The following is a 25,678-nucleotide window of genomic DNA, read 5'->3' as shown; positions in this document are numbered from 1 at the left end:
GCGCCGCCCGCGCTGCCACCCCAACCGTTACATGAAGGAGTCCGACATGATGCAATCCGCCCTTCCCGGTCAACCGGCCACGCCGGCCCGCGCGGCCGCCGCGCTGCGCGACGCGTTCGTCAAGCTCAAGACCGAGCGCCAGCTGCGCAACCGCGACGTCGCGCAGGCGCTCGGCGTCAGCGAAGGCGAGGCGCTCGCCGCGTTCGTCGGCGAGCACGTCGTGCGGCTCGACGCGCGCTTTCCGGCGATGTTCGAGGAAATGCCGCGCCTCGGCCGCGTGATGGCGCTCACGCGCAACGACACGGCCGTCCACGAAAAGGATGGCGAATATGCGCAGATGAGCCATGACGGCCCCGTCGGCCTCGCGCTCGGCGATATCGACCTGCGCATCTTCTATCGCCACTGGGTGTCGGCGTTCGCCGTGCGCGACGAAACCGCGCACGGCCCGCTGAAGAGCCTGCAGTTCTTCGACGCACAGGGCCATGCGATCCACAAGGTCTACCTGCGCGCGCACAGCGACCACGCCGCGTACGACGCGTTCGTCGAGCGCTGGCGCGCGGCGACGCAGGAGCCGGGCCTCGAGGTCGCGCCCGCTGGGCCGAAAACACCCGAGCGCGCCGACACCGAGATCGACGTCGCGGGCTTTCGCGCCGCGTGGGACGCGATGACCGACACGCACCAGTTCTTCGGCATCACGCAGCGCTTCGGCGTGAGCCGCATGCAAGCGCTGCGCCTCGCCGATCCGCAATACGCGTATCCGGTCGAAACCGCGCATGCGCTGCGTCACGTGCTCCAGCAGGCGGCGCAGAGCGGCCAACCGATCATGGTATTCGTCGGCAACGCGGGAATGATCCAGATCCATACGGGCCCCGTCGCGAACGTGCGCGAGGTCGGCGCATGGATCAACGTGCTCGACCCGGGCTTCAACCTGCACGTGCGCGAGGACTTGATCGCCGCCGCGTGGGTTGTGAAGAAGCCGACGAGCGACGGCATCGTCACGTCGCTCGAGCTGTTCGACCGGCAGGGCGACCACGTCGCGCTGCTGTTTGGCGAACGCAAACCCGGCAAGGTGGAGCGCGACGACTGGCGCGCGCTCGTCGCAACGTTGCCGACCGCGGCACGCGGGGGCGCGCGGTGAGCGCGCGACCGTTCGATCCGCGCCGCCGCGCGGTGCTGGCGAGCGCGGCGGCCGGCGCGCTCGCGGGCGCGCTGCCCGGCAGCGTGCTCGCCCAGGGTGCGCAGGCCGCGCCGAAACGCGTGGTCGTGATCGGCGGCGCACTCGCGGAAACCGCTTTCGCGCTCGGCGGCGCCGAGACGCCGCGCTACCGGCTCGTCGGCGCCGACACGACCTGCACGTACCCCGACGCCGCAAAGCGGCTGCCGAAGGTCGGCTACCAGCGCGCGCTGTCGGCCGAGGGGCTGCTGTCGCTGCGGCCCGATCTCGTGCTCGCGTCGGCGGAAGCCGGCCCGCCCACCGCGATCGCACAGGTGAAAAGCGCCGGCGTCGCGGTGACCACGTTCGACGAACGCCACGACGTCGATTCGGTGCGCGCGAAGATCACGGGCGTCGCACAGGCGCTCGACGTGCGTGGCGCGGGTGCCGCGCTGCTGCAGCGTTTCGACCGCGACTGGCAGGCCGCGCGCGATGCGGTCGCTGCCCGTGCGCCCGGCGGCGCGCAGCCGCCGCGTGTGCTGTTCGTGCTGAACCACACCGGCAACCAGGCGCTCGTCGCCGGCCAGCGTACGGCCGCCGACGCGATGATCCGCTACGCGGGCGCGCGCAACGCGATGCAGGGCTTCGATCACTACACGCCGCTGACGACCGAGGCGCTGGCAGCCGCCGCGCCCGACGTCGTGCTGATCTCCGACGAAGGGCTCGCGGCCGTCGGCGGCCGCGCCGCGCTGCTCGCGACGCCCGGCTTCGGCGCGACACCGGCCGGCCGCGCGCAACGCGTGGTATCGCTCGACGCGCTGTTCCTGCTCGGTTTCGGCCCGCGCCTGCCGCTCGCCGTCACGACCCTGCACCGACGCCTGTCGGATGCGCTCGCCTGATTCCGGAATGCCCCGATGCCCGCTCACGCTTCGCCTTTCCCCGCCTCGTCGCCCGCGTCGCGCTCCGGCGCCGCGTGCATCGGCACGTCGCGCCGCTTCGCGCCGTTCGCGCTGGTTGCGCTCGCCTGCCTCGTGTGCGCGATGTCCGTCGTCGCCCTGTGCGTCGGCGCGTATCGCATTCCGCTCGCGCAAGCCTGGGCCGCGCTGACCGGCGATGCGGCCGCGCAGCAGGCGCGCGCGGTGCTGTTCGACATCCGCGCGCCGCGCGTCGCGCTTGCGTTGCTGGTCGGCGGCGGCTTCGGCGCGACCGGCGCCGCGATGCAGGCGCTGTTCCGCAATCCGCTCGCCGATCCGGGGCTCGTCGGCGTGTCGAGCGGCGCCGCGCTCGGCGCGACGACGATGATCGTGCTCGGCCCCGCGCTCCTTGCCGCACACGTGAACGCCGCCGCGTTGCCCGTTGCCGCATTCGTGGGCGCGCTCGCGGTCGCGGCGCTCGTCTACCGGCTCGCCGCATCGCGCGGCCGGCTCGCGCTGCCGCTGCTGCTGCTCGCCGGCATCGCGATCAACGCGCTGGCCGGCGCGGCGATCGGGCTCCTCACGTTCGTCGCCGATGACGCGCAATTGCGCTCGCTGACGTTCTGGAGCCTCGGCAGCCTCGGCGGCGCGCAATGGCCCGCGCTGGCGGCCGTCGCACCGTGCGTCGCGATCGGCTGCCTGCTGCTTGCGCGCGAACGCGACGCGCTGAACGCATTGCAACTCGGCGAAACCGAGGCGCTGCACCTCGGCGTGCCCGTGCAGCGGCTGAAGCGGCGCGTGCTCGTCGCGGTCGCGCTCGCGGTCGGCGCGCTGGTGTCGTGCGCGGGCATCATCGGCTTCATCGGGCTCGTCGCGCCGCATTGCGTGCGGCTCGCATGCGGCCCCGACCAACGCGTCGTGCTGCCCGGCGCCACGTTGCTCGGCGCGCTGCTGACGCTCGCCGCCGATCTCGCCGCGCGCACGGTTGCCGCGCCCGCGGAAATTCCGCTCGGCGTGCTGACCGCACTGCTCGGCGCACCGTTCTTTCTGGCGCTGCTGTGGAAGAGCCGCGGCGCGCTCGGCGGCTGACCCTTTTCTCACGACGACCATGCTGACCGCCCATCACCTCGACGTCGCCCGTCGGCACAACGCGATCCTGCGCGACCTGTCGCTGTCGATCGAACCCGGCCGCGTGACCGCGCTGCTCGGCCGCAACGGCGCGGGCAAGAGTACGCTGCTGAAGACCTTTGCCGGCGAACTCACCGGCGGCACCGCGCCGAACGGCGTGCGCGTGACCGGCGACATCACGCTGAACGGCGAGTCGCTCGCGCGCATCGACGCGCCGCGACTTGCGTGCCTGCGCGCGGTGCTGCCGCAGGCCGCGCAGCCTGCGTTTCCGTTCAGCGTCGACGAAATCGTGCTGCTCGGCCGTTATCCGCATGCACGCCGCAGCGGTGCAACGTCACGTCGCGATCGCGACATCGCGTGGTACGCGCTCGAACGCGCGGGCGCCGATGCACTCGTCGGCCGCGACGTCACGACGTTGTCGGGCGGCGAACTCGCGCGCGTGCAGTTCGCCCGTGTGCTCGCGCAGCTGTGGCCGGACAACGAAGCGACGGAAAGCGGCCCGCGCTACCTGCTGCTCGACGAGCCGACCGCCGCGCTCGATCTCTCGCATCAGCACCGCCTGCTCGAAACCGTACGCGCCGTTGCACGCGAATGGCAGCTCGGCGTGCTCGCGATCGTGCACGATCCGAACCTCGCCGCGCGGCACGCGGATACGATCGCGATGCTCGCCGACGGCACGATCGTCGCGCACGGCACGCCGCGCGACGTGATGACGCCGGCACATATCGCGCGGTGCTACGGATTCGCGGTGAAGATGGTGGAGACCGGCGACGGTGCGCCGCCGGTGATGGTGCCCGCTTAGCGCGTGTCGCGTGTCGCATGAGCGTTGCGCCGCGCGATGTCATGCATGACCGACAGCAACGACTTTCACGACACATCATTCGCGCCTCGCGCATCCCTTCAAGGAGACCCACGTGCCGCTTCCGATGACCCGCCTCATCCTGTACGTCCAGGACGTCGCGTCGCTCAAGACGTTCTACCAACGATATTTCGATCTGCCCGTCATTGAGGAAATCGAACACGAGTGGGTCGTGCTCGACGCAGGCGCCATCGAGCTCGCGCTGCATCTCGCCGGCCCGGCGTTCCGCCACGCGGTACCTGCTGATGCGGAAGCGCGTGCGCAAGCCAGTCACGTGAAGCTGGTGTTCTCGATCGGCCAGGACATCGGCGCGCATCGCGACCGGCTGGCCGGCAACGGCGTGACGGTGCGCGATCTCAAGCGCTATGACGGGTTCGCATACACGATGTACGACGGCATCGATCCGGAAGGCAACGTCTTCCAGGTGATGCAGGCGGAATGACGTTCGCTCCGGCCTGGGCGTTCACCGGAGCGCCGTGGCCGGCTTGATCCGTGCCCGCGTGCCGAGCGGGCGGCACGCGCTCCCGCTCAATGCCCGACGTCCGCCGCGCCGAACGTCCGCATCTTCCAGCCGAGCCGCACGGCGAGCATCCGCATCGTGAAGCCCGCCACGAGCGCGACCACCGTCGCGACCCCGGCATCGATGCCAAGGTGCTGCATCCCGACATACAGCGCCCCCGTCACGAACGCGACGCTCGCGTACAGCTCCTCGCGCAGGATCAGCGGCATCTCGTTGCACAGCAGGTCGCGCAGCATCCCGCCGCACGCGCCGGTGATCGCGCCGGCCAGCACGACGATGATCGGCGCGGTGCCCGTCGACGCGCCGATGTCGCAGCCGATGATCGTAAACGCCGCGAGGCCGATCGCGTCGACGGTGACGAACAGCGTCTTCATTCGCGCGACATGCCGTGCGACCCACGACGCGACGGTCGCGGCGACGAGCGTGATCACCAGGTACTCGGGATGCGCGATCCAGCCGAGCGGATAGTGGCCGAGCAGTACGTCGCGCACGGTACCGCCGCCGAGCGCCGTCACCGCGCCGACGAGCGCGAGCCCGAAGCGATCCATCCCGCGGCGCATGCCCATCAGCGCCCCCGACATCGCTTCCGCGACGATTGCAATCAGATAAAGCGTATGCATGGTGCGCGTCAGTCATCCGTCCGGAACAGGTCGAGCACACGTTCGCGCTCGGCCGCGTCGACCGCGGCAGGCATCGGCTCGGCAGGCTTGCCGTTGTTGCCCGGCGCGTCGGACGTATCGGCCGCCGCCGCCCCGCCGCACGCGAAGCGGCTGCGGATGTACGACGGCACGTCGGCCGTGCACGTGCCGCGCGTGTATTCGGCGTAGACGAAGTCGCCGTCGACGAGCACGACGTCCTGCGGCGAGGTTGCCTCGACCGGCGTACGCCCGTCGACGGCCGTCTTCATGTAGTCGAGCCAGACCGGCAGCGCGAGCGATGCGCCCGTCACACGCCCCATCGGGCGCGGCGTGTCGTAGCCGAGCCACGCGACCGCGACGATGCCCGACGAGTAACCGGCGAACCAGACGTCCTTCGAGCCGTTCGACGTGCCCGTCTTGCCGGCCGCGTCGTCGCGGCGCAGCGCCAGCGCGCCGCGCGCGGTGCCGGCCTTCACGACGTCGCGCAGCATGCTGTCCATCACGAACGCGTTGCGCGCCGATACGACGCGCTCGCCTGCCGGCGCCGTCGCCTCGTACATCGCGCCGCCGTGACGCTGCTTCACCGACAGGATCAGCCGCGGCTCCATCCGCGTGCCGCCGTTCGCGAACACGCTGTACGCGCTCGCCAGTTCGAGCGGCGTCACGGCGCCCGCGCCGAGCGCGAGCGGCAGCGACGCCGGATTGCGCTGCGCGTCGAAACCGAAGTGCACCGCGTGTTGCTGCACGTAGCGCGCATCGGTGGCCTGCATCAGGCTGACCGCAACGAGGTTCTTCGAGCGCATGAGCCCGCGCCGCACCGGAATGAAGCCCTCGTAGTTGTTGGCGAAATTGCGCGGGCGCCACGGCCGCGCGCCGGTTTCCTCATGGGTGAGCGTGCGTTGCGTATCGTCGACGAGCACGCCCGGGAAGTAGCCTTTCTCAAGCGCCGCCGAATAGACGAACGGCTTGAAGCTCGAGCCCGGCTGGCGATACGCCTGCAGCGCATGGTCGAACACGTTGCGGTTGAAATCCGCGCCGCCGACGAGCGCGAGCATGTCGCCCGTGGCCGCGTCGAGCGACACCAGTGCGCCTTCGAGCCCGTTGCGCGCATCGCGCTTCGCGCGCGGCTGGCGGCTCAGCGTGCGTTCGAGCGACGCTTCGGCCGCGCGCTGGTCGCGCATCGAGATCGTCGTCGTCACGTCGAGGCCGAGCGTGTAGGCGTCGTCGTGAAAACGCTCGACCATCATCCGGCGCGCGCGCTCGGCGACGTACGGCGCGGCGATGATCCCCGGCGGCGGCGTGGTCGCCAGCGCGATCGGCGCGTCGACGGCCGCGCGATACGTCGCGTCGTCGAGCTGGCCGAGCGCATGCATGCGGCCGAGCACGTAGTTGCGCCGCGCGGTCGCGCGTGCCGGATTGACGACCGGGTTGAACGCGGACGGCGCCTTCGGCAGCCCCGCGAGCACGGCCGCCTCGCCCGCGCTCAGCGCGTCGAGCGGCTTGCCGAAATACACGTTCGCGGCCGCCGCGAAACCGTAGGCCCGCTCGCCCAGGTAGATCTCGTTCATGTACAGCTCGAGCAGCTTGTCCTTGCTGTATTCGCGTTCGAGCTTGGTCGCCATCAGGATCTCGGCGAGCTTGCGGCTCAGCACCTTGTCGCGCGTCAGGTAGAAGTTGCGCGCGACCTGCATCGTGATCGTGCTGCCGCCCTGCCCCGGCTGCCCCGTCACGACGTTCGCGAACGTCGCGCGCGCGAGGCCGCCGAAATCGACCGCGCCGTGCTGGTAGAACTTCGCGTCCTCGGCCGCGAGCAGCGCCTGCCGCATCAGCGGCGGGATGCGTTCGAGCGGCACGAACTCGCGCCGCTCGACGCCGTATTCGGCCAGCAGGTCGCCGTCGCGCGAAAAGATCCGCAGCGGCAGCGCGGGACGATAGACGGCGAGGTGCTCGACGGACGGCAACTGCGTCCAGATGCGCTGGATCGTCCATGCGCCGATGCCCGCGCATGCGAGCGTCAGGCCGAGCAGCGCGCCCGCGAGCGTGCGCCACATGCGGCGACGGCGCGGCGGCGGCGCGGGTGGCGATGGCGGGGATGCGGTGTGGTCGGTCATGCCGGGCTCCTTCTTCGATGCTGTGACGGCCGCTGCGCGAGAGGCACCGACTGGTCACGAAAGGCGCGCATTGTCGAAGGGATGGCGCGAAACCGGAACATTCTTTAGCCAAAGTTTGGCTGGCTAAATTTTATTTAGGAAAGTGCAACGGAGCCGTTCACGTCGCATCTGCGACCGTGTGACACATCGTCAGGCGAACCGCGCTGCGCGCGATCCGATTCGGCTGTAGCATCGCGTGATGTTCGATCGATACCTTGCCCTGTGGGGCCTCGTTCCCGACGGCGGCCCTATCCTGACCGCGAGCGGCGGCCTGCTGCCTGTCGTCTGGCAGGGCCGGCCCGCGATGCTGAAGGTCGCTACGTGTGATGAAGAACGTCGTGGCAATGCGCTGATGACCTGGTGGAACGGGCAAGGCGTCGCGCAGGTGTGGCAGCACGACGGCGATGCTGTCCTGCTCGAACGGGCGCAGCCGGCACCGACGCTGGCCGGCTTTTCGGCATCGGGCCACGACGACGATGCGATGCGCATTGCGTGTGATGTCGTCGCGCGGCTGCATGCGTATCGTGCATCCGAGCCGCCTTCGGTCATGCCGCTGCACGACGGGTTCCATGCGCTGTTGTCGGACGCTTCAGGCAACGACGTGCTTCGTCGCTCTGCAACGGCCGCACGCCAGGTGCTGGCCGGCCCGCCCATCGACGAAGTCGTCCTGCACGGCGACATCCATCACGGCAACATCCTCCATTTCGGCGAACGCGGCTGGCTCGCGATCGATCCGAAAGGGCTGCGCGGCGATCGCGCGTTCGACTACGCGAACCTGTTCTGCAATCCCTCGCACGATATGGCGGTCGATCCCGTGCGCTTCGAGCGGCGTGTCACGCTCGTGGCCGATGCAGCGGAGCTGGACCGCCGCCGGCTGCTGCAGTGGATTCTCGCGTGGTCGGGTTTGTCGGCGGTGTGGTTGATCGAGGACGGGCTGCTACCCGATACGCGGTTGCAGGTCGCTGCGCTCGCGGCGACTGCGCTCGGCCTGTAGCAGTACGCGTCGCCCGTGAAAACAAGTTCGTCGCGAATTTACGAGGAACGTGGGGAAGACCGACGGCGGTCGGCCAGTTTGCGACATTCGACAACGCATCCTGGATGGGTGGCAATCCGCGTATCGGGGATCGGCACTTTCAAGGGGATCGGGATGGCGGATCGGGTAGCGCCACAGCTGGCTGATGAGCCCGTCGTTCGGATCGACGAGAGTCTCGCAATGACCGTAGCGGCATGAAAATGAGGCGATAGCGAAATCATTTTTGCTGACAGCTCGACGGAGCGAAGCGACCGCGTGGCGTCGTGGGCAGCGCCGTCATTCAGCGGGCGTGATGGATGGCTTCGCTTCTCGAGGTGCATGGCCGAAGTAGGCCTTGTAGGCACGACTGAAAGCGGCCTCCGACTCGTAACCAACCGACCTTCCAACCTCGCCCACGCGCGCGTCACCTTTCGCCAGCATGTCCCGGGCGACGCTCAAGCGCCATTCATTGCGGTAACGCAACGGAGACTTGCCGACGAGCGCATTGAAACGTTCGCAAAAATTGGAGCGGGACATGCCCGCCACGGCAGCGAGACCATCGATCGTCAAACCACGTGGCGACTGCTCATGGATGGCCTTCAACGCGCGGGCAATACGCTTATCCGCCAATCCGCCTAACCAGTTCGATGCATGACCATGATGAACCCAGGCACGCAACGCACGCACCACCACGAGATCGATCATGCGGGAGACCATCAAGGCGGATCCCGCCTCGTCATTGTCCGCCTCATGCAGAAGAAACTGCATGATGTTCGGCAGCCAGTCGCCTGTCTCCGCCTGGTGAAGGTGGATCATGACGGGTAACGTCAGAAGCAGATCCGGCTGGCTCGCCGGATCAAACCAGAAGTGGCAGACGACCACATTCGCCGGTTGGTCCAGGGCGGAAATGCGCAGGCCGTCAGGTCCGCGCGGCAACAAGAGCAGTTCGCCGGACCGAATCTCGGAAGCGTCAGCCTCATCGCCGGCAATTTGCACCATGCCTTCCATGACTGCGTACGCGTGCGCCGCCCGCGCCGACATGTCCAACTGCGCGAACGGCTGCAGCATCGACGAAAAGACGCGGTCGCCTGTCATGCGCATACGCGCAAGAACCTGAGACAGGAGATCACCGTTAGCCAGACCAGCCAGCGCCCGATCCGGAAAAATGGTCAAGTTTTTCCCAGGTTCAGTCATGTCAATTCGGGTTTCGTGAGCCTAAAGTAAGCGTCGACCACCAACGAAATCACGCAAGACAAGGATTGAAACCATGTTTGGAATTTCGCCGCTCGGCTGGATACACACTCTCGGCAGTCTACCCGCGATACCCATGGCCGTGTACATGTTCGCGCGCTACGGCAGGATCGTTCCGCGGTCAGTTGCCGGGAGGGTGTACTTCGTTACCATGTTGATTGGTTCTCTGACCGTGTTCGCCATAGCGCATCAAGGTGTCAGCTACATCATCGGAGTCGGAGCCGTCGTGCTGTTACTGGCTGGATATGGCGTTGCGTATCTGCCTCTGCCCGGTCGAGCCGGTATCTACCTGGAAACCTTCTGCCTGACGTTGACAGCATTCGTGCTGATGGTTCCCACGGTTACCGAAACGCTGAAGCGTGTGCCCGACGGACATCCGCTGGTCAGCGATCCGAAGTCGCCACTGCTTCTCGGTGCCCAAGCCGCGCTCCTCGTCGCGCTCGTTCTGGGGCTGATCGCTCAAGCGCTTTATCTTCGCAGGAAACCGCAGGCTACCCGTTCGGTGAAAATCTAGAGAAGGGGTGAGAAGCGACGCTTCCGTTGCCGTGTGAATGCAACAATAGATATGTACTCCGGATTATATCGACCTGATATTGATCCGACATCGGTGGGCTGATCGAAGCCGGTACAGGGTATCGAAAGAAGATCGCACCACCAATTCGGATCTTGCGCGCGTCAAGGCAAGCCGCGTGCACGCGAAGACAGTCGAGGTCAAGGCAAGTCACCTCGTGCTCATTTCGCATCCGGTAGAGGCCGCGAACCTGATCCTCGATGCGACCGCCGGCCAGCGTAACGCGGGCGCTGTCAGCATGCTTGCGACGCGTCCAGCCCGGTGTTCGGTCCAGTCAACCGCTCGGTGCGAACGGAGTTGGGATCGGCGTACTTCGCCACGTCGACAGTGGTATTTGTCAGGCGAGCGCACGCTAAACGACCGCTCCGGAGATCTACGCATGGCCGCTTCGGGTCGGCAAGCAACGTCCCCATAAACCCGCGAATATTCCCCAAAAAAACCGCCGCCCCCCCCCGGCGGGCTTTCACATCCAACTGCTTTAACGACGCTTAACGCGCCGGGTTCAGCAACAGGTTCATGTGACGGTTCACGTCCTTGTACAGCAGGTAACGGAAGCGCCCAGGTCCACCCGAATAGCACGCCTGCGGGCAGAATGCGCGCAGCCACATGAAGTCACCGGCTTCGACTTCGACCCAGTCCTGGTTCAGTCGATACACGGCCTTGCCTTCGAGCACATACAACCCGTGCTCCATCACGTGCGTTTCAGCGAACGGAATCACGCCGCCCGGCTCGAACGTCACGATGTTCACGTGCATGTCGTGGCGCATGTCGCTCATGTCGACGAAGCGCGTCGTCACCCAGGCACCGTTGGTGCCCGGCATCGGGATCGGCTCGACGTCCTGCTCGTTGGTCACGAAGGCTTCCGGCAGCGGAATGCCGTCGACGGCCTGGTAATGCTTGCGCACCCAGTGGAAACGCACCGCGGCATCGCTGACGTTGTGCAGCGTCCAGTCCGCGCCCGGCGGAATGAACGCGTAGCCACCCGGCTTCAGCACATGCTTCGTGCCCTGCAGCGTCAGCTCGGCTTCACCTTCGACGACGAACAGCACGGCTTCGGCGTTCTTGTCCTGCTCGGGCTTGTCGCTGCCGCCGCCCGGGTTCACTTCGACGATGTACTGCGAGAAGGTTTCGGCAAACCCCGACAGCGGGCGGGCGATCACCCACAGGCGCGTGTTCGTCCAGAACGGCAGCCAGCTCGTGACGATGTCGCGCATCACACCCTTCGGGATCACCGCGTACGCCTCGGTGAACATCGCGCGATCGGTCAGCAGATCGGTCTGCGGCGGGTGGCCGCCATGCGGCGCGTAATACGTTGTCTTAGACATAGTGCATCCAGGCAATGGGTTGGTCCGGCCCCGGGCACCAACGACATCGGGCGGCACACGCGCGCGCGGGGCACGCATGCGGCGGCGGGACGTCGTTGCCGGGCTGGCTTGATGGCGCATGCGCCTTCGTTCGGTCCGCCAGGCTTCGCGACGGGTTCGTCCGGTTCTTCGGACGCGGCGGCCCATGCTTGTGGGCCGGCGACCGGGCCGTGACGGTCGCGACCATGCGGCGAGGCGCGGCCAGCGGCACGGTGCGATGCCATACGCGAGCCTCGCCGACGATAGCGAAGTCGTTCGCAATCGACCAATTAAATGTTGCGATGGATTCCATTCGATTTCCCACTACCCACCGGCAACCGTGATGCACGGTGAGGGGGCGCGGCGCGACGGTCTGGATATCAGGGAAATCCTGACGGGCGGGGCAACGCGCACGTTCGCCGGGATGCAAGCGGCGCAAGCGAATGACCGCAGCCATTTCGGTCGCGCACGCGGGTTGCGATACATCCGGTTACGCAGATTGGCGTGCCCACGGCACCAAGCTGCACCGCGCCAATCATCTGCCGTCGTCAGACCGGAGAACGGGCCAGCGGGAATCGAACGAAACGCGAATGGTATCGACACTGCCCGGACGCATTCAGTCGCGAGAGTCGATGTAGTCGGAAAACGGGGAAAGGCTGCGAGGAGGGAAATTTGCCAGCCCGTCGATCGGGCATCGGGCTGCGGCCAAAGCGGCCGGAAAGGGTTCGCCGGTCTGGCCGGCGATGGCGGTCCGGCAAGCCGCCGGGCCGAATCTCGCGTCGGGTGCCGACGCCGTCGGCGCGCCGGTGCGCTGTTCGCGCACCGAGCCGCGCCAGCGGCGATCAGTCCCAGTCGCGGTGGTGACGATGCTTGCGGTGGCGATAGCCGCGATCGCCGTGGTCGCGTTCGTACGAGCTGCGCGACATGTTGCCGCCGAGCGCCGCGCCGGCGCCGCCGCCGACAGCCGCACCTAGCAGGCCGCCCGTGCGGCCGCCCATCGCGTTGCCCGCCGCGGTACCTGCGCCGCCGCCGAGGGCGCCGCCGATGATCGCGCCGGTGCGCTCGCGACGGTTCGACGTCACCGCGCCACCCGCGCCGCCGCCGATGGCACCGCCGATCACCGAGCCCGTGCTGCCGCCGAGCGCACCGCCGACCGCTGCGCCGGCTACCCCGCCGAGCGCGCCGCCAAGCGCGTTGTTCATGTCACCTGCCATGGCCGGCAGTGCAGTCGCGCCGGTCAACGCGGCGACGACGAGAGCGGGGGCGATTTTCTTCCACATTCCCGTATTCTTCCTTGTTCGCAATCTGGTTATTGAAGGTCCGCTCGGTACGACGATCTGAATCGATCGACGTCGGGTCAGGCATTGTGCCGAACCGCGGACCAATTCATTTCAATGAGCTTGCGGCGAAGAATAGCACCGGTCCCACATCCTTGCCGCGGACATTCTGGTAACAAGTTGTTTACGAACAAGCGACGTCGAACGCACGCAACGGGATGCCCGCAAACCCGCGCCGGCATTGGCTTCGCGGAGGATCCGGCACGGCTGGACGACAAGCCGGCCATGTGTGGCGTCGCACGTTTGCGACACACGTGGCAACACATCGGGAACGAATCGTGGGCGGAGCCCGAAACGACGGCGGGGAAGAAATGAAGGGGGTCAGTACACGCCGGGCAGCAGACGCCAAGTCCGCGCGCAATACGCGTCGTATTCGGCGCCGAATTGCGCACGCAGCAGCGCCTCTTCGGAGCGGATGCGCGCGACGAGCGGCACCATCGTCAGCGCGACGAGCAGCAAGCCGACGCCCGAGCGAAACGCCAGCGCCCAGCCGACCGAATTGACGAGCAGGCCGAGATAGCTCGGATTGCGGATGCGGCTGTAGATGCCGTCGGTCACGAGCGTATGGCCCGGCTGGATCGCGACGAGCCCGCTGAAGCGCTTGCCGAGCACGAATACGGGCCAGATGCGCAGCACGCCGCCCGCGACGTACAGCACGACACCGATCCAGCGCACCGCATCGCCGCCGAAGGTCCAGAAGTCGAGTCGGTCGGTCAGGGCAGGCAGGTACGCCAGCAGCAATCCGCTGATCCCGAACGCCGCGAGCACCCAGCGATTGTCGCGGTTCTCGCGCTCGCCGCTGCTCAGGTTGCCTTCGGTGAACAGCGCGGCGACGGCCATCGCGAGCGTCGCGACGACGACGACGGTCAGCGGTGGATGCGAGAAGAAGGCCGCGAACCCGCCGCTGCCGAGCACCGCGAGCCCGAGATAGACGAGCGTGGAGATGCCCGACAGGGCGGCGACCTTGCGGGTGACTGTCATGGCTGCCTCACCGGCATGCGGAATGCACTTTCCTGTGAAGTATAGGAACCGCGCGCACGCCGTGCAGCGCACCGCCGTCATGCGATACGCGAATCCGCGCGATTCTCGCGCGCAACGCGTTGGCGCTGACCGATGCGGCCCGCGCCGACGCCCGGTGCCGGATCAGCGGATGCGGAAGTTGCCGCCGATCCCGACGCTGACGGGCGGCGCGTAATACGCCGGCGCATAGCCGTAGTAGGCGGGCGCGGGCGCGTAGCCGTACGGCGGCGCGACGTAGCAGCCGGACAGGCCGCCGATCAGGGCAAGCGTGATGAGAAGTCTGGTCATGGCTCGATTCCCGGCGCGAAAGACGAATGGCACCTCGCGAAAGACTGGCCGCCGCAAACGGCGGCGGCCGGCACGAAGAGGCGATCCGCCCTTCCTGTCGCTCGATGATGCAATGCGCCGAGTCTAGCGCCGGGTTGGCCGGGCCGAGTTTCGCCGGCGGTTACACGTGTTACCTCGCATGACCGCTGAAACAGGCGATGGCGCGGCGGCCGGCCGGTGCGCCAGGCCGCGCCGTCGCCACGTGCAATCGCACGCGTTACACGAAGCGCGCGCGAATGCGCTGCGCAAGCGCTTCGAGCGTCGCGGCGTCGGCGATCTCGCGCGCATGCATCCGCAGCTCCGCGCCTTCCCAGCGCGGGATCACGTGGAAGTGCACGTGCGGCACCGTCTGGCCGGCTGCCGCGCCGTTGAACTGGCCGATGAACACGCCGTCCGGCTCGAGCGCCGCGCGCACCGCCGCCGCGACGCGCTGCGTCATGCGAATGCCGGCCGCGGCGGCGTCGCCGGACAACTCGAAGATCTGCGCGGCCGGCTCCTTCGGGATCACGAGCACGTGGCCGTCGGCCTGCGGCATCAGATCCATGATCGCGAGGGTCGCGTCGTCTTCCGCGACTTTCACGCACGGCAGTTCGCCGCGCAGGATTTTGGCGAACGGGTTGTTGTTGTCGTAGGACATGGCGTTTTCCGATAACGGTTGGACTGGGAGAGTAGGCAAGCGATGCCGCACGATTATCGGCCGACGGCGGGACCGATGCCAACTCGTTCGCCGTGCGATGGCGGCCGAATCGTTGCGCGGGACGTGGAAGGCATGACGCGTCACGCACCGGCCGCCGCACGGTCGCCATCGCGCGTCACGCCGCCGTGATTGCAACGCATCGCCCGAACCTGCGACACTGCCGGATCGCTGCCTGCCGGCATACCACCGAGGACGCTCGCGCATGACGATCCCCTTCAAGAAGCTGATCCTGCGCGGCGTCGCGCTCGCGGTCGTCGCCGCGGTCGGCTACACGGGCACCATGCTGGCCCGGCTCGCGCCGATCGCGACCGGCTATGCGGCGAAGACGCTGTGTTCCGGCGTGTACGTGTCGGGCCGCCCGGCCGCGTCCGTGATCGACGTCGACATCATGGCCGGCGTGCATCCGCTGCTGAAGCTGGTGCGCCCTTCGATCGACCCCGACCATCATCGCGCGACGGCGACCTTTGCCGGCTTCGCCGGACGTGAAGCCGACTTTCGACCCGGGCTCGGCTGCACGCTCGCGATCGGGCCGTCGCCCGGCGCGTTGCCGGCCGCGCTGCCGCCGCTCCCCGATCCGCCACCCGCGCAGCCGGCACCGGCCACGCCGCCGGCCGGCATCGACGCGCGGAAGCTGCGGGCCGCGCTCGACCGCGCATTCGACGAGCCCGATCCGGCGCGGCCGCGGCGCACGCGCGCGGTCGTCGTGATGTGGCGCGGCCAGGTGATCGCCGAACGCTATGCGCCCGGCTTCACGGCCGACACGCCGCTGCTCGGCTGGTCGATGACGAAGACCGTGACGGCCGCGCTGGTCGGCGTGCTCGTCGCCCAGCACAAGCTGTCGGCGAACGCGTCAGCCCTGCTGCCCGAATGGCGCGACAGCGGCGATCCGCGCGCGGCCATCACGCTCGACGAGCTGCTGCGGATGACGAGCGGCCTGCAATTCAACGAGAACTACGACGACGCGCTGTCCGACGTCGCGTTGATGCTGTACGAGCAGCCCGATACCGCGCGGTTTGCGTCGGCAAAGCCGCTCGCCGCGACACCCGGCACGCGGTGGTCCTACTCGAGCGGCACGAGCGCGATCATCGCGCGCGTGATGCGCGAAGCATTAGGCGGCAGCGAGGACGACTACCTCGCGTTTCCGCGCCGCGCGCTGTTCGCGCCGCTCGGGATGCGCAGCGCGGTGTTCGAGCCCGATGCATCCGGCACGCTCGTCAGTCCGTCGTACATGTATGCGAGCGCACGCGACTGGGCGCGCTTCGGGCAGTTGCTGCTGCAAGACGGCGTATGGGACGGGCAACGGCTGCTGCCGGAAGGCTGGGTGCGCTACCTGACGCGCGCGACGCCGCAGTCCGAGCGACAGGAGTACGGCGCGCAACTGTGGGTCAAGGTGCCGGAGCCGTTCAACGATCGCGATCCCCATGCGGTCGCAATGCCGGCCGACGCGTTTCATGCGGTCGGCCATGAAGGCCAGTTCGTGAGCGTGGTGCCGAGCCGGCAACTGGTGGTGGTGCGGCTCGGGCTGTCGCGGCCGGAATCCGCGTGGAATCACGAGGCGTTCCTCGCACGCGTGCTTGACGCGGTGCCGGCGCCCGGCGCATGACAATGGGCCCGCGGGCCCGTGCATGCCGTTCATGACGCGGACGCGGCGGCGATTGCCACGCCGCCGCGCCGCGCGCTACCTGCGAGACATCACGGGTTCGCGCTGCCCGCGTATTTCTGGAAACCTTCGCGCGTCGCGAGATGTTCGATATAGCGCGAGACCGCCGGGAAATCCGGGTGCTCGAACGGCGTGCCGAACCAGCGGTTCACCGACAGGCCGATCGGAATGTCCGCGAGCGTGAAGCCGTTGCCGGCCACGTACGCGCCGGTCGTTTCGAGCTGCGCGTTCAGCACCTGCATGTGCTTCGTCCAGCCCGCGATCGACTGCGCGATGCCGGCCGGATCCTGGTGATCGGGCGATTTCCGCACGAGGCCGAGGAACGCGCCCACCCACGAGCGGTTCAGGTCGGCACCCTGCCAGTCGATCCATTGATCGACCCGCGCGCGCGCCTGCGGCTCGGCCGGATACAGCGCGTCGCCGCCATAGCGGTTCGCGAGATAGCGGATGATCGTGTTCGATTCCCAGAGCACGAAATCGTCGTCCTTGATGACGGGCACGAGACCGTTCGGATTCAGCGCGAGATACGCCGGATCGTTGGTCGTACGAAAGCCCGCGCCCCAGTCTTCCTGTTCGAACGGCAGATTCAGCTCGGTGCACAGCCACAGCACCTTGCGAACGTTGATGGACGGGATCTTGCCGAGGATGTGCAGCATGCAGTCTCCTTGTGAGGTCGGATGCGGAGCGCCCGGGACGCACGACAGGTCGCGAACGCGTTCATGCCGAATTTATACACGACCACGCGGCACACGACAGGCCGTACGCGAAAAATCCGCATGCGGCCGATTCGTCAGGTCGCGCAGCGCATGCTCGGCCGTCGGGAACCGGAACATGAATCCGTCCTGATGCAGCCGCGCCGGCATCACGCGCTGCCCGTCCAGCAGCAGTTCGGCCATCTCGCCCATCGCGATGCGCAGCGGCGCGGCCGGCACATGCAACCAGGCCGGGCGGTGCAGCACCTTCGACACGACCTGCACGAACTCGCGCTGGGTCAACGGCGCGGGCGCGACCGCGTTGTAGACGCCGTGCATGCCCGGGTTCGCCATCGCCCGCGCGATGATCCGCAGCACGTCGTCCCGGTGGATCCAGCTCATCACCTGTGTGCCGTCGCCAAATCGCCCACCCATCCCGAAGTAATGCGGCAACAGCATCGGGCGCAGCGCGCCGCCGGGGCCGAACACGACGCCCAGTCGCAGCACCACCGAGCGAACGCCGTGGCGCGCGAGCGGCTGCGCGGACTGCTCCCACTGCCGGCACAGTTCGGACATGAAGCCGGTGCCGGCGCTGCTGCCTTCGTCGAGCCGCTCGTCGCCAGGACGCACGCCGTAGTAACCGATCGCCGATGCCTGGATCCACGTGCGCGGCTTGACCTCGGCGGTCTCGACCCAGCGCATCAGCGATTCCGTGACGCCAACACGGCTGGCAAGCAGCACCGCCTGCCGGCGCTTGCTCCAGCGCGCCCCGAGCACCGGCGCGCCCGCGAAATTGATGACCGTGTCGAAACGCTCGTGAGGCTGCAGTTGTTCGACGGACGTGACGCTGCGCACGCGGCCGTGAAACAGGTAGGCCGCGCGCAGCGGATCGCGCGCCAGCAACGTGACCGCATGCCCCGCATCGAGCAGCTGGTTCACGAGGGTTTCGCCGATGAAGCCGGTCCCGCCGGTCACGAGCACGTTCCCGGGCGGCTGCCCCGCGAACGGATTGGCGATCGGCGCGGAACGTGCGATCCGGCAGGCCGCCATCCCGTCGCGGATTCCCGATACCGTCACGCCGACGGCGAACAGGCTCAGCACCCAGCCTCGCCAGCCCAGATCGATCGCCTGCAGCGCGGTCGGCTCGTGCGCCCACGCAGCCAGTTGCATCGCGATCATGCCGAACAGCGCGCCGCCGTTGACGGCCAGCAGCGTATGCAACACGCGCTCGGTTGCCGGCAGCTTGCGGCTCTGATCTTCGACGACGAAATCCCACAGCGTCAGCACCACCTCGACGACGACCACCACCGCGATTGCCGCGACCCACGCGCCGTGAAAAGCGACGTTCGCGATCGACGCGAACACGAGGCCGTAGAGCACGGAACGCACCGCGTGAATCGCCAGCTCGAGCCGCGCGCGCGGGCTGTGCGGGAGATCCTGCGTGAGTTCGTGGTGATAGACCGTATCGAATGCGCCCATCGCACCCTGCACGATCAGCAGGTTGAGCGCCCAGTCGAAAGCAGGCAAGGTGTTCATTCGGTGTCCCTCCTCCACAGCCAGACGAGCGGCGGCACCATCGCGACGAGTGCCGCCGCATCGATCGCCACGTGGCCCGATACATGGGCCTGCATTGAAAACAGCATGTCCTGCGGCGCCCAGATCGACAGGCCGGCCAGCAGCCATCCCCACACTTCCCGCCGGCGCAGACGGTTGCCGAGGTGGACGAGCGCCAGCATCCAGACCGACGCGCACTGCACCGTCGCGCCGATCAGCGACATCCACCAGATCTGCTGCGCCCGCGCCGGTGCGGGCGCCGCGCCCGCCCAGAAATGCAGCTCGATGACGCGGTGATACGCGTCCAGCCATGGCGCGCCGGCAATCCACGGAACGGCCATGCCGACGAGCAGGTGTGCGATCGCCGCGCCATACATCCAGGTCACCACGATGCGGCGCGCCGCGTCACCCGCCGCACGATCCGCTGCGGGTGACGCGGCACGGCCGCGACCGCTACCGCACGTCGCCCGGTCGCACGGCCCGTCGGCGCGATAGCCGAGCCACCGCGACACCGCATGCCGGTTGCGCGCGAAGCGGCGATACAGCGGCGCCAGCGCACCGCGCACGGCCGGCGCGCGAAGCAGCCGGACGAGCCAGCGGCGCCCAGTCAGCGCATGGGCGGCCAGGATGCTGTCCACGCCGGTCAGCATGCGTCCGTCGGGCAGACGCGCGTGCAGCTCGCGATTCAGCGCGGGCAGATCGACGCCCAGCGGCGCGGGATCGAAACCCGGCTCGGCGATATCGACGAAAGCCAGCCGCCGGCGCGCGTCGCGGGCCCCGAGACGCTTGATCTCCGCAACGCATAACGGACATCGTCCGTCGAAGTACAGCACCAGTTCACTTGAGCTCATGATTCGCATTCCTTCTTTTTGTCTTTCGCAAGCTTCATGAATCGATCGACTGCTTTCCGCCATGCCGCATCGCCGCTTCCGTGCGGCGGCGGCAGCGCGCTTACATCGGCTTGAGCACCATCAGGAAGTAGACGGTCAGCATCGCGAAGAACGCCGGATAGCCGAGCAGTTCCCAGCGCTTCGCATAGCGCCAGTACCGTTCCGGCAGCGCGGCCGCGCCGTTCGCATGAGCGAGCTTCGCCATCGCCGCCAGTTCGACCTGCAGCCACACGACCGGCAGCCAGCACGCGCCGGCGATCGCATACAGCACGATCGACGCGACGAGCCACGGCGTATGCCATGGCCAGCCGGCCGTGTGCGCGAGCCAGAGCCCCGATGCCGGCTGGAAGATCACGGCCGGCGTCGTGAACCACCAGTCCGCGCGCACCACGAGCCGCGACACGGCCGCGATCGCGGGCACCGAGCGCGTGCGATTCGCGAAGAACAGGTAGAACGCGGTGCCGAACCCCGTGCCGACCAGCAGCACCGAGGACAGGATGTGAAGCGCCTTGATGACGAGATAGGTATTCATGCTTGTTCTTCTTCTGAAAAAAGGATCAACAGGATCGCGAGAATCGGCACGTTCTTGAGCACGGGGCCGAACGGTTCGGCGAGCAGGCCCGGCATCGTGACCGCGATGACCGCCGAATACGCGACGATCAGCGCAGCTTGCGCGACCCACAGGCGGCGCGACGGCGCGACGACGGTTGCGATGCCGAACGCGAAGTCCAGCGCGCTGGCCGCGTAGAGCGCGATCGACGCAGGCAGCCCGGTCAGGTGCGCGGGCGCGAGCAGCGCGAGGCTCGCGTGCAGCGGATGGATGAACGCGCTGGCGATGGCCGTCCAGATCCACACGATCGCAAGCGCGCCGCGCAGCAGCGGACGACGCCACATCGCAAGCGCGTCGCGACGCAGCGCGGCCGATTCCGCGCCGATGAAGCCGTCGATCCCGCGCGGCGGCCGGCCGAGCATCGCCGTGGCCGCAGCCGGATCGCCCGTGTTCCCGCTGCGCAGCATGGTCCACGTGTCACGCGTGAACATTGCGCCCGGCAGCGTGCCGAGCAGCACGGCCACCGCGCCGGCCAGCGGACCCGGCAATGCGATGCGGGCGGCCGGCGGAAACCCCAGTGCGGCGCGATAGCGGGCCAGCATCTCGCGGTATTCGATTTCGTCGGCGCCGACCACGTCGATCACCGCGCGGCCGGCCGTCGGCGCATCGACGCATCGCGCGACGACTTCGGCGAGATCGTCGACGTGCACGGGGCGCAGCCTCTGATGGCCACCCGCCGGCAGCACCTGCACCGGCAGGCTCGCGAGCATCCGGAACAGCCGCGCCGACGCGCCGGCCGTGCCATAGACGAGCGCGGGACGCACGATCCGGAAATCGATCGGCAGCGTCTGCAGGAAGCGGTCGGCTGCGTACTTGCTCGCGAAGTAGCGCGTATCGCCACGCTCGACGCCCAGCGCCGAGATCTGGATCACGCGCCGCACGCCGGCGCGGCAGCACGCGGTGAAGAGCGCACACGGCGCGGCACGATGCACGGCGTCGAGCGTCGCGCCGCGCCGATCGGCAAGGATGCCGACCGCATTGATCACCACGTCGACGCCCTCGAGCCGCGCGAGCCACGCGTCCGGGTCGACGTCGTGCGCGAAGTCGATCGCGACATCGGACGGACCGAGCGCATGACGCACGCCGCGCAGCACGCGGTGGCCGCCGGCTTCGAGCTGCGCGCACAGCGCCCGCCCGATGAAGCCGTTCGCGCCGCACACGAAGACGGTCATGCTGCGCGCCCCGGTGCGGCCATGCGGGCGGCTCGATGGCAAGACAGCGTCCATTTTCATCCTATATTTACAGTCATTTCTGTACAGACAGAAATAACAATCCCGAAAAAAGCGGGCTGCTGCCCGCACTGCGTGTCCCGCTTACTTCGACGGCTTGCGCCGGACCGTCTGGCTGATCTTCGCGCCGATGCCGAGCGCCTTCATCAGCGTATCGGGCTTGAGCCGCAGCATCTCGTCCGACCAGGTCGTGAGCGTTTCGACGAACTGCAGCGTGTCACGGATGCGCTGCTCGGTCTCGCGGCTCTCGTTCGCGATCTCCGGATTCGTCAGGCAATCGCGCAACACCGTGAGCGTCGGCTCGATCTCGCGCTGCCGCCGCCCTTCGACGATCAGCTTGAAGAGTTCCCAGATGTCGGTCGACGTCTCGAAGTGGTCGCGGCGGTCGCCCAGCACATGCACGACCTTCGCCAGCCGCCACGCCTGCAACTCCTTCAGGCTCGTGCTGACGTTGGAGCGCGCGACGTTGAGCGTCTCCGCGATCTCGTCGGCCGCGATCGGCCGGCCGGCCAGATAGAGCAGCGCGTGGATCTGCGAGACGGTGCGGTTGACGCCCCACCGCGAGCCCATTTCGCCCCAGTGGAGAATGAATCGTTCGGCAATCGGTGTGAGTTCCATGACGTGAAATTTAGGCATTTCAGTTATTTCTGTCAAGAGAGAAATAACCGGACGATCCGCCGGGTTCCGGCCGCACCCGCCCGCGATCTGCCGCATCCATTACAATGCGCGGGATTTTCCGAATTCAGGCCGTCCCAGCCTTTCTGACTAGAGTAGAGGTTTCCATGATCATCAAACCGCGCGTGCGTGGCTTCATCTGCGTGACGACTCATCCGGTCGGCTGCGAAGCCAACGTCAAGGAACAGATCGACTACGTGACTTCGCACGGCCCGATCGCCAACGGCCCGAAAAAGGTGCTCGTGATCGGCGCGTCGACCGGCTACGGCCTCGCCGCCCGGATCTCGGCCGCCTTCGGCTCGGACGCGGACACGCTCGGCGTGTTCTTCGAGCGTCCCGGCAGCGAGACGAAGCCCGGCACGGCCGGCTGGTACAACAGCGCCGCGTTCGAGAAATTCGCCGCCGAAAAGGGGCGCTATGCACGCAGCATCAACGGCGACGCATTCTCCGACAAGGTCAAGCAGGTCACGATCGACACCATCAAGCAGGATCTCGGCAAGGTCGATCTCGTCGTCTACAGCCTCGCGGCACCGCGCCGCACGCATCCGAAGACCGGCGAAACCATCAGCTCGACGCTCAAGCCGATCGGCAAGACGGTCACGTTCCGCGGCCTCGACACCGACAAGGAAGTGATCCGCGACGTCACGCTGGAGCCGGCGACGCAGGAAGAGATCGACGGCACCGTCGCCGTGATGGGCGGCGAGGACTGGCAGATGTGGATCGACGCGCTGGATGAAGCCGGCGTGCTGGCCGACGGCGCGAAGACCACCGCGTTCACGTATCTCGGCGAGCAGATCACGCACGACATCTACTGGAACGGCTCGATCGGCGAAGCGAAGAAGGATCTCGACAAGAAGGTGCTGTCGATCCGCGACAAGCTGGCCGCGCACGGCGGCGACGCGCGCGTGTCGGTGCTGAAGGCCGTCGTCACGCAGGCCAGCTCGGCGATCCCGATGATGCCGCTGTACCTGTCGCTGCTGTTCAAGACGATGAAGGAAAACGGCACGCACGAAGGCTGCATCGAGCAGGTGTACGGCCTGTTCAAGGACAGCCTGTACGGTGCGACGCCGCACGTCGACGAAGAAGGCCGCCTGCGCGCGGACTACAAGGAACTCGATCCGCAAGTTCAAGCGAAGGTCGTCGCGCAGTGGAACCACGTGACGAACGACAATCTGTACGAGCTGACCGACTTCACCGGCTACAAGACCGAGTTCCTGCGCCTGTTCGGCTTCGAGATCGCCGGCGTCGACTACGACGCGGACGTGAACCCGGACGTGAAGATCCCGGGCATCATCGACACCACCGTCTGACGGTACGGCCCGCCGCCCCCGCTGCACGCGCAGCGGGGGTGACGGGCTCGGGATTCCGGTGCGTCAGCGCGGCGCCGGTTCCATGCGCAGGGCCTCGCCATGTATCTCGATCGGCTGGAACCGATGGTGGCCGTGGAAGGCGCAACGCCAGCACGGACGCGTCGCGACGCGGTCTTCAGCCAGATGGTCGGCGCGCTCGTGCTGTCGCGCGCGATCGCCGGCACCGATCCGGCGCTGGCTGACGAGATCCTCGCCGCAGGGCGGGACGCGCTCACCGCCGAACGCGACGATCCGCTCGCGCCGGCATGACGGACAAGACGACGCGCGGGGCGCCCTTGCCGCGCTATTCAACCGCCCGCGCGGCCTCCCACAGCGGCTGCCCGCCGAGCGCCGCATGCCACGCATCGAAACGCGCGCGCCACGACTCGAACGGCTCCGCCAGCGGGTGGCGCGGATCGTCGCTGAGCGAATACGCCATCCCTTCGATCAACCAGCGCGGCTTGGTCGCGACGGCCAGGTTGCCGAGTACTTCCGCCTGCCGGTGATGGATCAGCTCGTGCGCGAGAAAGTAGGTCTGCCAGCCGCGCGGTGCGACGATCACGCCGAAATTCCCGAGCGTCAGCGCCGCGCGTTGGCCCAGGCCGAATGCATCCGCACACGCCCGCGTCGAGCAGAACACGACGCGCGGCGCCTCCTGGAATGCGCCAACGGCCGCCGCCGCGCGCGCATAGCCGTCGCGATAGAGCTGCCGCGCGTCGCCGAGCTTCGCGGCATCGTCCGTGCAGATATCGGCGCTCGGGCACGACACGCCGGGGACCAGCGCGGGTGCGACGACGCGCAACGGCTTGACGAGCGCATACGCGGCAATCGGCAGCGCAACGAGCAGGCCCGTGAGGGCGAAAGCGACATGCGAGCGTTTCATCGAGGCGGTGGTTCCGGGGCGTTCAGCTGTAGTTTGCCTGCGTGACTATAACGGACTGGCGATATCTCCGGCCCTGCTTGATTCATGGCCAACGCCCAATTGCCGGCTTGCGCTCGCCGCAACCCGGGGAGACATTCCGGCGCTTGCCATTGCGATCTGCCGCTTCGCCGGAACAAAGACCTTTTACGACTTAATAGCGCCTGAATAATATATTGGACGCATTACCGGGCGCACCGCATCCTTGCCCTCAACCGGCTCGCAACGGCCGCACGACAGGGACAGGACATGAACGGAAACGAACGGCTCGCCGGCATCGGCTACGGATTGCTCGCGGCGCTCGTCTGGGGCGGCTTTCCGGTCGTCACGCGTCTCGGTGTCACGCATTCGGCCCTCGATGCGTACGACATCGCGTTCATCCGTTTCGCCGTATCCGGCACGCTGCTGCTGCCCGTCCTGCTGCGCAACGGGCTCGGCGCGCTGCGCCCGGCGTCGGTCGCGCCGATGGTGATCGGCGCCGGCGCGCCCTACATCCTGACCGTCGCGGCGGCATTGAGCCATGCGCCGGTCGGCTACTTCGCGCTGACGCCCGGCAGCATGATCGCGTTCACGGCGATCCTCGGCCGGCAGGTCGCGCACGAGCGGCTGAGCGCCGCGCAGATCGCCGGCATCGTCACGATCCTGGCCGGCATCGCGCTGGCCGCGTCCGATGCGCTGCGCGGCGCGATCGGATTGCCGGCCCTCGTGCTGTTCATGCTCGGCGGCCTGCTGTGGGCCGTCTACAACGTCACGACGAAACGCGCCGGCTGCGGTGCGCTGCACGCGACGGCCGTCGTGGCGGTCGGCTCCGCGGTGCTCTACTGCCCGCTCTATCTGGCCGTACGCGGTGGCGCCGTGCTGCATGCGCCGATCGCTGCCATCGCGACGCAGGCGATCTACCAGGGCGTGCTGATGTCGGTACTGGCGCTCTACTGTTTCAGCCAGGCCGTCGTCGCGCTCGGCCCGGCGATCGGTGCGACCTTCGCCGCGCTGATGCCCCTGCTTGCCACGCTCGAGGCCATGCTGCTGCTCGACGAACGGCCGCATGCGGCGGCGCTGGCCGGCATCGCAATCGTCACGGCCGGCATGGCCCTGAGCCTCGTCAGCCGGTGGCGCACGGGCCATGCGCCGGCCATCCGGCGGCTGAACCCCACTGCGCATGGCCGAACCGGATCCTGAC

25 protein-coding genes and 1 pseudogene are annotated in these 25,678 nt (G+C 67.9%); 11 read left to right on the top strand and 15 right to left on the bottom strand.

The window, feature by feature from the left end; genetic code table 11:
* The first annotated feature begins 46 nt into the window (after nucleotides 1–46).
* The 5 genes from ACPTTC_RS19505 (at nucleotide 47) to ACPTTC_RS19485 (ending at nucleotide 4,496) form a co-directional block, all read left to right on the top strand.
* A complete protein-coding gene (locus tag ACPTTC_RS19505; RefSeq protein WP_423393537.1) occupies nucleotides 47–1,138 on the top strand; it encodes a hemin-degrading factor in 1,092 nt (363 codons plus the stop codon).
* The gene (locus tag ACPTTC_RS19500) at nucleotides 1,135–2,052 is read left to right on the top strand and encodes a heme/hemin ABC transporter substrate-binding protein (protein ID WP_423393536.1); all 918 of its coding nucleotides are present in this window, start codon (nucleotides 1,135–1,137) and stop codon (nucleotides 2,050–2,052) included. Before ACPTTC_RS19505 ends, ACPTTC_RS19500 begins: the two co-directional genes overlap by 4 nt.
* A gap of 15 nt (nucleotides 2,053–2,067) precedes the next feature.
* Complete coding sequence (locus ACPTTC_RS19495) at nucleotides 2,068–3,156, top strand: FecCD family ABC transporter permease (protein WP_423393535.1); 1,089 nt, start codon at nucleotides 2,068–2,070, stop codon at nucleotides 3,154–3,156.
* A gap of 19 nt (nucleotides 3,157–3,175) precedes the next feature.
* Complete coding sequence (locus ACPTTC_RS19490; protein WP_423393534.1) at nucleotides 3,176–3,997, top strand: heme ABC transporter ATP-binding protein; 822 nt, start codon at nucleotides 3,176–3,178, stop codon at nucleotides 3,995–3,997.
* Nucleotides 3,998–4,109: 112 nt separating this feature from the next.
* Nucleotides 4,110–4,496 carry a VOC family protein gene (locus ACPTTC_RS19485; RefSeq protein ID WP_423393533.1) on the top strand — a complete coding sequence of 129 codons (387 nt, stop codon included), beginning with the start codon at nucleotides 4,110–4,112 and terminating at the stop codon, nucleotides 4,494–4,496.
* A gap of 86 nt (nucleotides 4,497–4,582) precedes the next feature.
* Here the strand turns inward: ACPTTC_RS19485 and ACPTTC_RS19480 are convergent, their stop codons facing one another.
* Nucleotides 4,583–5,194, bottom strand: coding sequence for a trimeric intracellular cation channel family protein (locus tag ACPTTC_RS19480; protein WP_175952611.1), 612 nt, complete (start codon nucleotides 5,192–5,194; stop codon nucleotides 4,583–4,585).
* A gap of 8 nt (nucleotides 5,195–5,202) precedes the next feature.
* On the bottom strand, nucleotides 5,203–7,323 hold the full coding sequence (locus tag ACPTTC_RS19475) for a penicillin-binding protein 1A (protein WP_423393532.1): 2,121 nt from the start codon (nucleotides 7,321–7,323) through the stop codon (nucleotides 5,203–5,205).
* A gap of 238 nt (nucleotides 7,324–7,561) precedes the next feature.
* On the opposite strand from ACPTTC_RS19475, the gene ACPTTC_RS19470 reads away from it, so the two are divergent.
* Nucleotides 7,562–8,356 (top strand): aminoglycoside phosphotransferase family protein, encoded by a 795-nt coding sequence (locus ACPTTC_RS19470; protein WP_423393531.1) that lies wholly within the window; start codon nucleotides 7,562–7,564, stop codon nucleotides 8,354–8,356.
* Nucleotides 8,357–8,671: 315 nt separating this feature from the next.
* On the opposite strand, the gene ACPTTC_RS19465 is transcribed toward ACPTTC_RS19470, so the two are convergent.
* The gene (locus ACPTTC_RS19465) at nucleotides 8,672–9,568 is read right to left on the bottom strand and encodes an AraC family transcriptional regulator (protein ID WP_423393530.1); all 897 of its coding nucleotides are present in this window, start codon (nucleotides 9,566–9,568) and stop codon (nucleotides 8,672–8,674) included.
* A gap of 73 nt (nucleotides 9,569–9,641) precedes the next feature.
* Between ACPTTC_RS19465 and ACPTTC_RS19460 the strand changes: the two genes are divergently transcribed.
* Nucleotides 9,642–10,139, top strand: a complete 498-nt coding sequence (locus ACPTTC_RS19460) for a hypothetical protein (RefSeq protein WP_423393529.1) — start codon at nucleotides 9,642–9,644, stop codon at nucleotides 10,137–10,139.
* Between the two features lie 545 nt (nucleotides 10,140–10,684).
* Here the strand turns inward: ACPTTC_RS19460 and ACPTTC_RS19455 are convergent.
* The 5 genes from ACPTTC_RS19455 to ACPTTC_RS19435 all read right to left on the bottom strand — a co-directional run bounded on the left by ACPTTC_RS19455 (nucleotide 10,685) and on the right by ACPTTC_RS19435 (nucleotide 14,860).
* Nucleotides 10,685–11,521 carry a bifunctional allantoicase/(S)-ureidoglycine aminohydrolase gene (locus tag ACPTTC_RS19455; protein WP_039349877.1) on the bottom strand — a complete coding sequence of 279 codons (837 nt, stop codon included), beginning with the start codon at nucleotides 11,519–11,521 and terminating at the stop codon, nucleotides 10,685–10,687.
* Between the two features lie 860 nt (nucleotides 11,522–12,381).
* Nucleotides 12,382–12,819, bottom strand: a complete 438-nt coding sequence (locus tag ACPTTC_RS19450; protein ID WP_174942025.1) for a hypothetical protein — start codon at nucleotides 12,817–12,819, stop codon at nucleotides 12,382–12,384.
* A gap of 378 nt (nucleotides 12,820–13,197) precedes the next feature.
* Nucleotides 13,198–13,857, bottom strand: coding sequence for a methyltransferase family protein (locus ACPTTC_RS19445; RefSeq protein ID WP_423393528.1), 660 nt, complete (start codon nucleotides 13,855–13,857; stop codon nucleotides 13,198–13,200).
* A 162-nt stretch (nucleotides 13,858–14,019) separates the two neighbouring features.
* Nucleotides 14,020–14,184, bottom strand: a complete 165-nt coding sequence (locus ACPTTC_RS19440) for a hypothetical protein (RefSeq protein ID WP_011353821.1) — start codon at nucleotides 14,182–14,184, stop codon at nucleotides 14,020–14,022.
* Between the two features lie 256 nt (nucleotides 14,185–14,440).
* Complete coding sequence (locus ACPTTC_RS19435) at nucleotides 14,441–14,860, bottom strand: HIT family protein (protein ID WP_043181059.1); 420 nt, start codon at nucleotides 14,858–14,860, stop codon at nucleotides 14,441–14,443.
* Nucleotides 14,861–15,122: 262 nt separating this feature from the next.
* Between ACPTTC_RS19435 and ACPTTC_RS19430 the strand changes: the two genes are divergently transcribed.
* The gene (locus ACPTTC_RS19430; RefSeq protein WP_423393527.1) at nucleotides 15,123–16,523 is read left to right on the top strand and encodes a serine hydrolase domain-containing protein; all 1,401 of its coding nucleotides are present in this window, start codon (nucleotides 15,123–15,125) and stop codon (nucleotides 16,521–16,523) included.
* 89 nt (nucleotides 16,524–16,612) lie between these two features.
* Here the strand turns inward: ACPTTC_RS19430 and ACPTTC_RS19425 are convergent, their stop codons facing one another.
* The 6 genes from ACPTTC_RS19425 to ACPTTC_RS19400 all read right to left on the bottom strand — a co-directional run bounded on the left by ACPTTC_RS19425 (nucleotide 16,613) and on the right by ACPTTC_RS19400 (nucleotide 22,173).
* On the bottom strand, nucleotides 16,613–17,236 hold the full coding sequence (locus tag ACPTTC_RS19425) for a glutathione S-transferase family protein (RefSeq protein ID WP_423393526.1): 624 nt from the start codon (nucleotides 17,234–17,236) through the stop codon (nucleotides 16,613–16,615).
* Between the two features lie 72 nt (nucleotides 17,237–17,308).
* Complete coding sequence (locus ACPTTC_RS19420; RefSeq protein ID WP_423393525.1) at nucleotides 17,309–18,808, bottom strand: TIGR01777 family oxidoreductase; 1,500 nt, start codon at nucleotides 18,806–18,808, stop codon at nucleotides 17,309–17,311.
* Entirely contained in the window at nucleotides 18,805–19,677 is an 873-nt protein-coding gene (locus ACPTTC_RS19415; RefSeq protein ID WP_423393524.1) for a thiol-disulfide oxidoreductase DCC family protein, read from the bottom strand. The genes ACPTTC_RS19420 and ACPTTC_RS19415 overlap by 4 nt, the downstream gene beginning before the upstream one ends.
* 100 nt (nucleotides 19,678–19,777) lie before the next feature.
* Entirely contained in the window at nucleotides 19,778–20,248 is a 471-nt protein-coding gene (locus ACPTTC_RS19410; protein WP_174942012.1) for a DUF2269 family protein, read from the bottom strand.
* Nucleotides 20,245–21,552, bottom strand: coding sequence for an SDR family oxidoreductase (locus ACPTTC_RS19405; RefSeq protein WP_423393523.1), 1,308 nt, complete (start codon nucleotides 21,550–21,552; stop codon nucleotides 20,245–20,247). The genes ACPTTC_RS19410 and ACPTTC_RS19405 overlap by 4 nt, the downstream gene beginning before the upstream one ends.
* Nucleotides 21,553–21,639: 87 nt before the next feature.
* Nucleotides 21,640–22,173, bottom strand: a complete 534-nt coding sequence (locus ACPTTC_RS19400) for a GbsR/MarR family transcriptional regulator (protein WP_011353812.1) — start codon at nucleotides 22,171–22,173, stop codon at nucleotides 21,640–21,642.
* A gap of 164 nt (nucleotides 22,174–22,337) precedes the next feature.
* On the opposite strand from ACPTTC_RS19400, the gene fabV reads away from it, so the two are divergent.
* Both fabV and ACPTTC_RS19390 read left to right on the top strand, forming a co-directional pair.
* Nucleotides 22,338–23,540, top strand: coding sequence for an enoyl-ACP reductase FabV (gene fabV / locus ACPTTC_RS19395; protein ID WP_423393522.1), 1,203 nt, complete (start codon nucleotides 22,338–22,340; stop codon nucleotides 23,538–23,540).
* Nucleotides 23,541–23,606: 66 nt separating this feature from the next.
* Nucleotides 23,607–23,849, top strand: a pseudogene (locus ACPTTC_RS19390) (TetR/AcrR family transcriptional regulator); the annotation flags it as partial.
* A gap of 34 nt (nucleotides 23,850–23,883) precedes the next feature.
* Here ACPTTC_RS19390 and ACPTTC_RS19385 read toward each other — a convergent pair.
* On the bottom strand, nucleotides 23,884–24,462 hold the full coding sequence (locus ACPTTC_RS19385; RefSeq protein ID WP_423393521.1) for a hypothetical protein: 579 nt from the start codon (nucleotides 24,460–24,462) through the stop codon (nucleotides 23,884–23,886).
* Between the two features lie 285 nt (nucleotides 24,463–24,747).
* On the opposite strand from ACPTTC_RS19385, the gene ACPTTC_RS19380 reads away from it, so the two are divergent.
* Nucleotides 24,748–25,677 (top strand): DMT family transporter, encoded by a 930-nt coding sequence (locus ACPTTC_RS19380; RefSeq protein WP_423393520.1) that lies wholly within the window; start codon nucleotides 24,748–24,750, stop codon nucleotides 25,675–25,677.
* The last annotated feature ends 1 nt before the right edge of the window (nucleotide 25,678 follow it).

The sequence above is a fragment of the Burkholderia mycopellens genome (genome assembly GCF_964265025.1).
Taxonomy (GTDB): Bacteria; Pseudomonadota; Gammaproteobacteria; order Burkholderiales; family Burkholderiaceae; genus Burkholderia.
Note: the sequence above shows the minus strand (reverse complement) of the source record. Positions and strands in the feature narration are given on the sequence as shown.

Bases quoted from the DNA above. Each gene is read 5' to 3' on its own strand.
- ACPTTC_RS19470 (WP_423393531.1), top strand. From the start codon at position 7,562: ATGTTCGATCGATACCTTGCCCTGTGGGGCCTCGTTCCCGACGGCGGC.
- ACPTTC_RS19445 (WP_423393528.1), bottom strand. From the start codon at position 13,857: ATGACAGTCACCCGCAAGGTCGCCGCCCTGTCGGGCATCTCCACGCTC.
- ACPTTC_RS19440 (WP_011353821.1), bottom strand. From the start codon at position 14,184: ATGACCAGACTTCTCATCACGCTTGCCCTGATCGGCGGCCTGTCCGGC.
- ACPTTC_RS19460 (WP_423393529.1), top strand. From the start codon at position 9,642: ATGTTTGGAATTTCGCCGCTCGGCTGGATACACACTCTCGGCAGTCTA.
- fabV (WP_423393522.1), top strand. From the start codon at position 22,338: ATGATCATCAAACCGCGCGTGCGTGGCTTCATCTGCGTGACGACTCAT.
- ACPTTC_RS19425 (WP_423393526.1), bottom strand. From the start codon at position 17,236: ATGCTGCACATCCTCGGCAAGATCCCGTCCATCAACGTTCGCAAGGTG.
- ACPTTC_RS19490 (WP_423393534.1), top strand. From the start codon at position 3,176: ATGCTGACCGCCCATCACCTCGACGTCGCCCGTCGGCACAACGCGATC.
- ACPTTC_RS19465 (WP_423393530.1), bottom strand. From the start codon at position 9,568: ATGACTGAACCTGGGAAAAACTTGACCATTTTTCCGGATCGGGCGCTG.
- ACPTTC_RS19410 (WP_174942012.1), bottom strand. From the start codon at position 20,248: ATGAATACCTATCTCGTCATCAAGGCGCTTCACATCCTGTCCTCGGTG.
- ACPTTC_RS19430 (WP_423393527.1), top strand. From the start codon at position 15,123: ATGACGATCCCCTTCAAGAAGCTGATCCTGCGCGGCGTCGCGCTCGCG.
- ACPTTC_RS19480 (WP_175952611.1), bottom strand. From the start codon at position 5,194: ATGCATACGCTTTATCTGATTGCAATCGTCGCGGAAGCGATGTCGGGG.
- ACPTTC_RS19380 (WP_423393520.1), top strand. From the start codon at position 24,748: ATGAACGGAAACGAACGGCTCGCCGGCATCGGCTACGGATTGCTCGCG.
- ACPTTC_RS19475 (WP_423393532.1), bottom strand. From the start codon at position 7,323: ATGACCGACCACACCGCATCCCCGCCATCGCCACCCGCGCCGCCGCCG.
- ACPTTC_RS19420 (WP_423393525.1), bottom strand. From the start codon at position 18,808: ATGAACACCTTGCCTGCTTTCGACTGGGCGCTCAACCTGCTGATCGTG.
- ACPTTC_RS19435 (WP_043181059.1), bottom strand. From the start codon at position 14,860: ATGTCCTACGACAACAACAACCCGTTCGCCAAAATCCTGCGCGGCGAA.
- ACPTTC_RS19415 (WP_423393524.1), bottom strand. From the start codon at position 19,677: ATGAGCTCAAGTGAACTGGTGCTGTACTTCGACGGACGATGTCCGTTA.
- ACPTTC_RS19385 (WP_423393521.1), bottom strand. From the start codon at position 24,462: ATGAAACGCTCGCATGTCGCTTTCGCCCTCACGGGCCTGCTCGTTGCG.
- ACPTTC_RS19505 (WP_423393537.1), top strand. From the start codon at position 47: ATGATGCAATCCGCCCTTCCCGGTCAACCGGCCACGCCGGCCCGCGCG.
- ACPTTC_RS19400 (WP_011353812.1), bottom strand. From the start codon at position 22,173: ATGGAACTCACACCGATTGCCGAACGATTCATTCTCCACTGGGGCGAA.
- ACPTTC_RS19405 (WP_423393523.1), bottom strand. From the start codon at position 21,552: ATGGACGCTGTCTTGCCATCGAGCCGCCCGCATGGCCGCACCGGGGCG.
- ACPTTC_RS19495 (WP_423393535.1), top strand. From the start codon at position 2,068: ATGCCCGCTCACGCTTCGCCTTTCCCCGCCTCGTCGCCCGCGTCGCGC.
- ACPTTC_RS19455 (WP_039349877.1), bottom strand. From the start codon at position 11,521: ATGTCTAAGACAACGTATTACGCGCCGCATGGCGGCCACCCGCCGCAG.
- ACPTTC_RS19450 (WP_174942025.1), bottom strand. From the start codon at position 12,819: ATGTGGAAGAAAATCGCCCCCGCTCTCGTCGTCGCCGCGTTGACCGGC.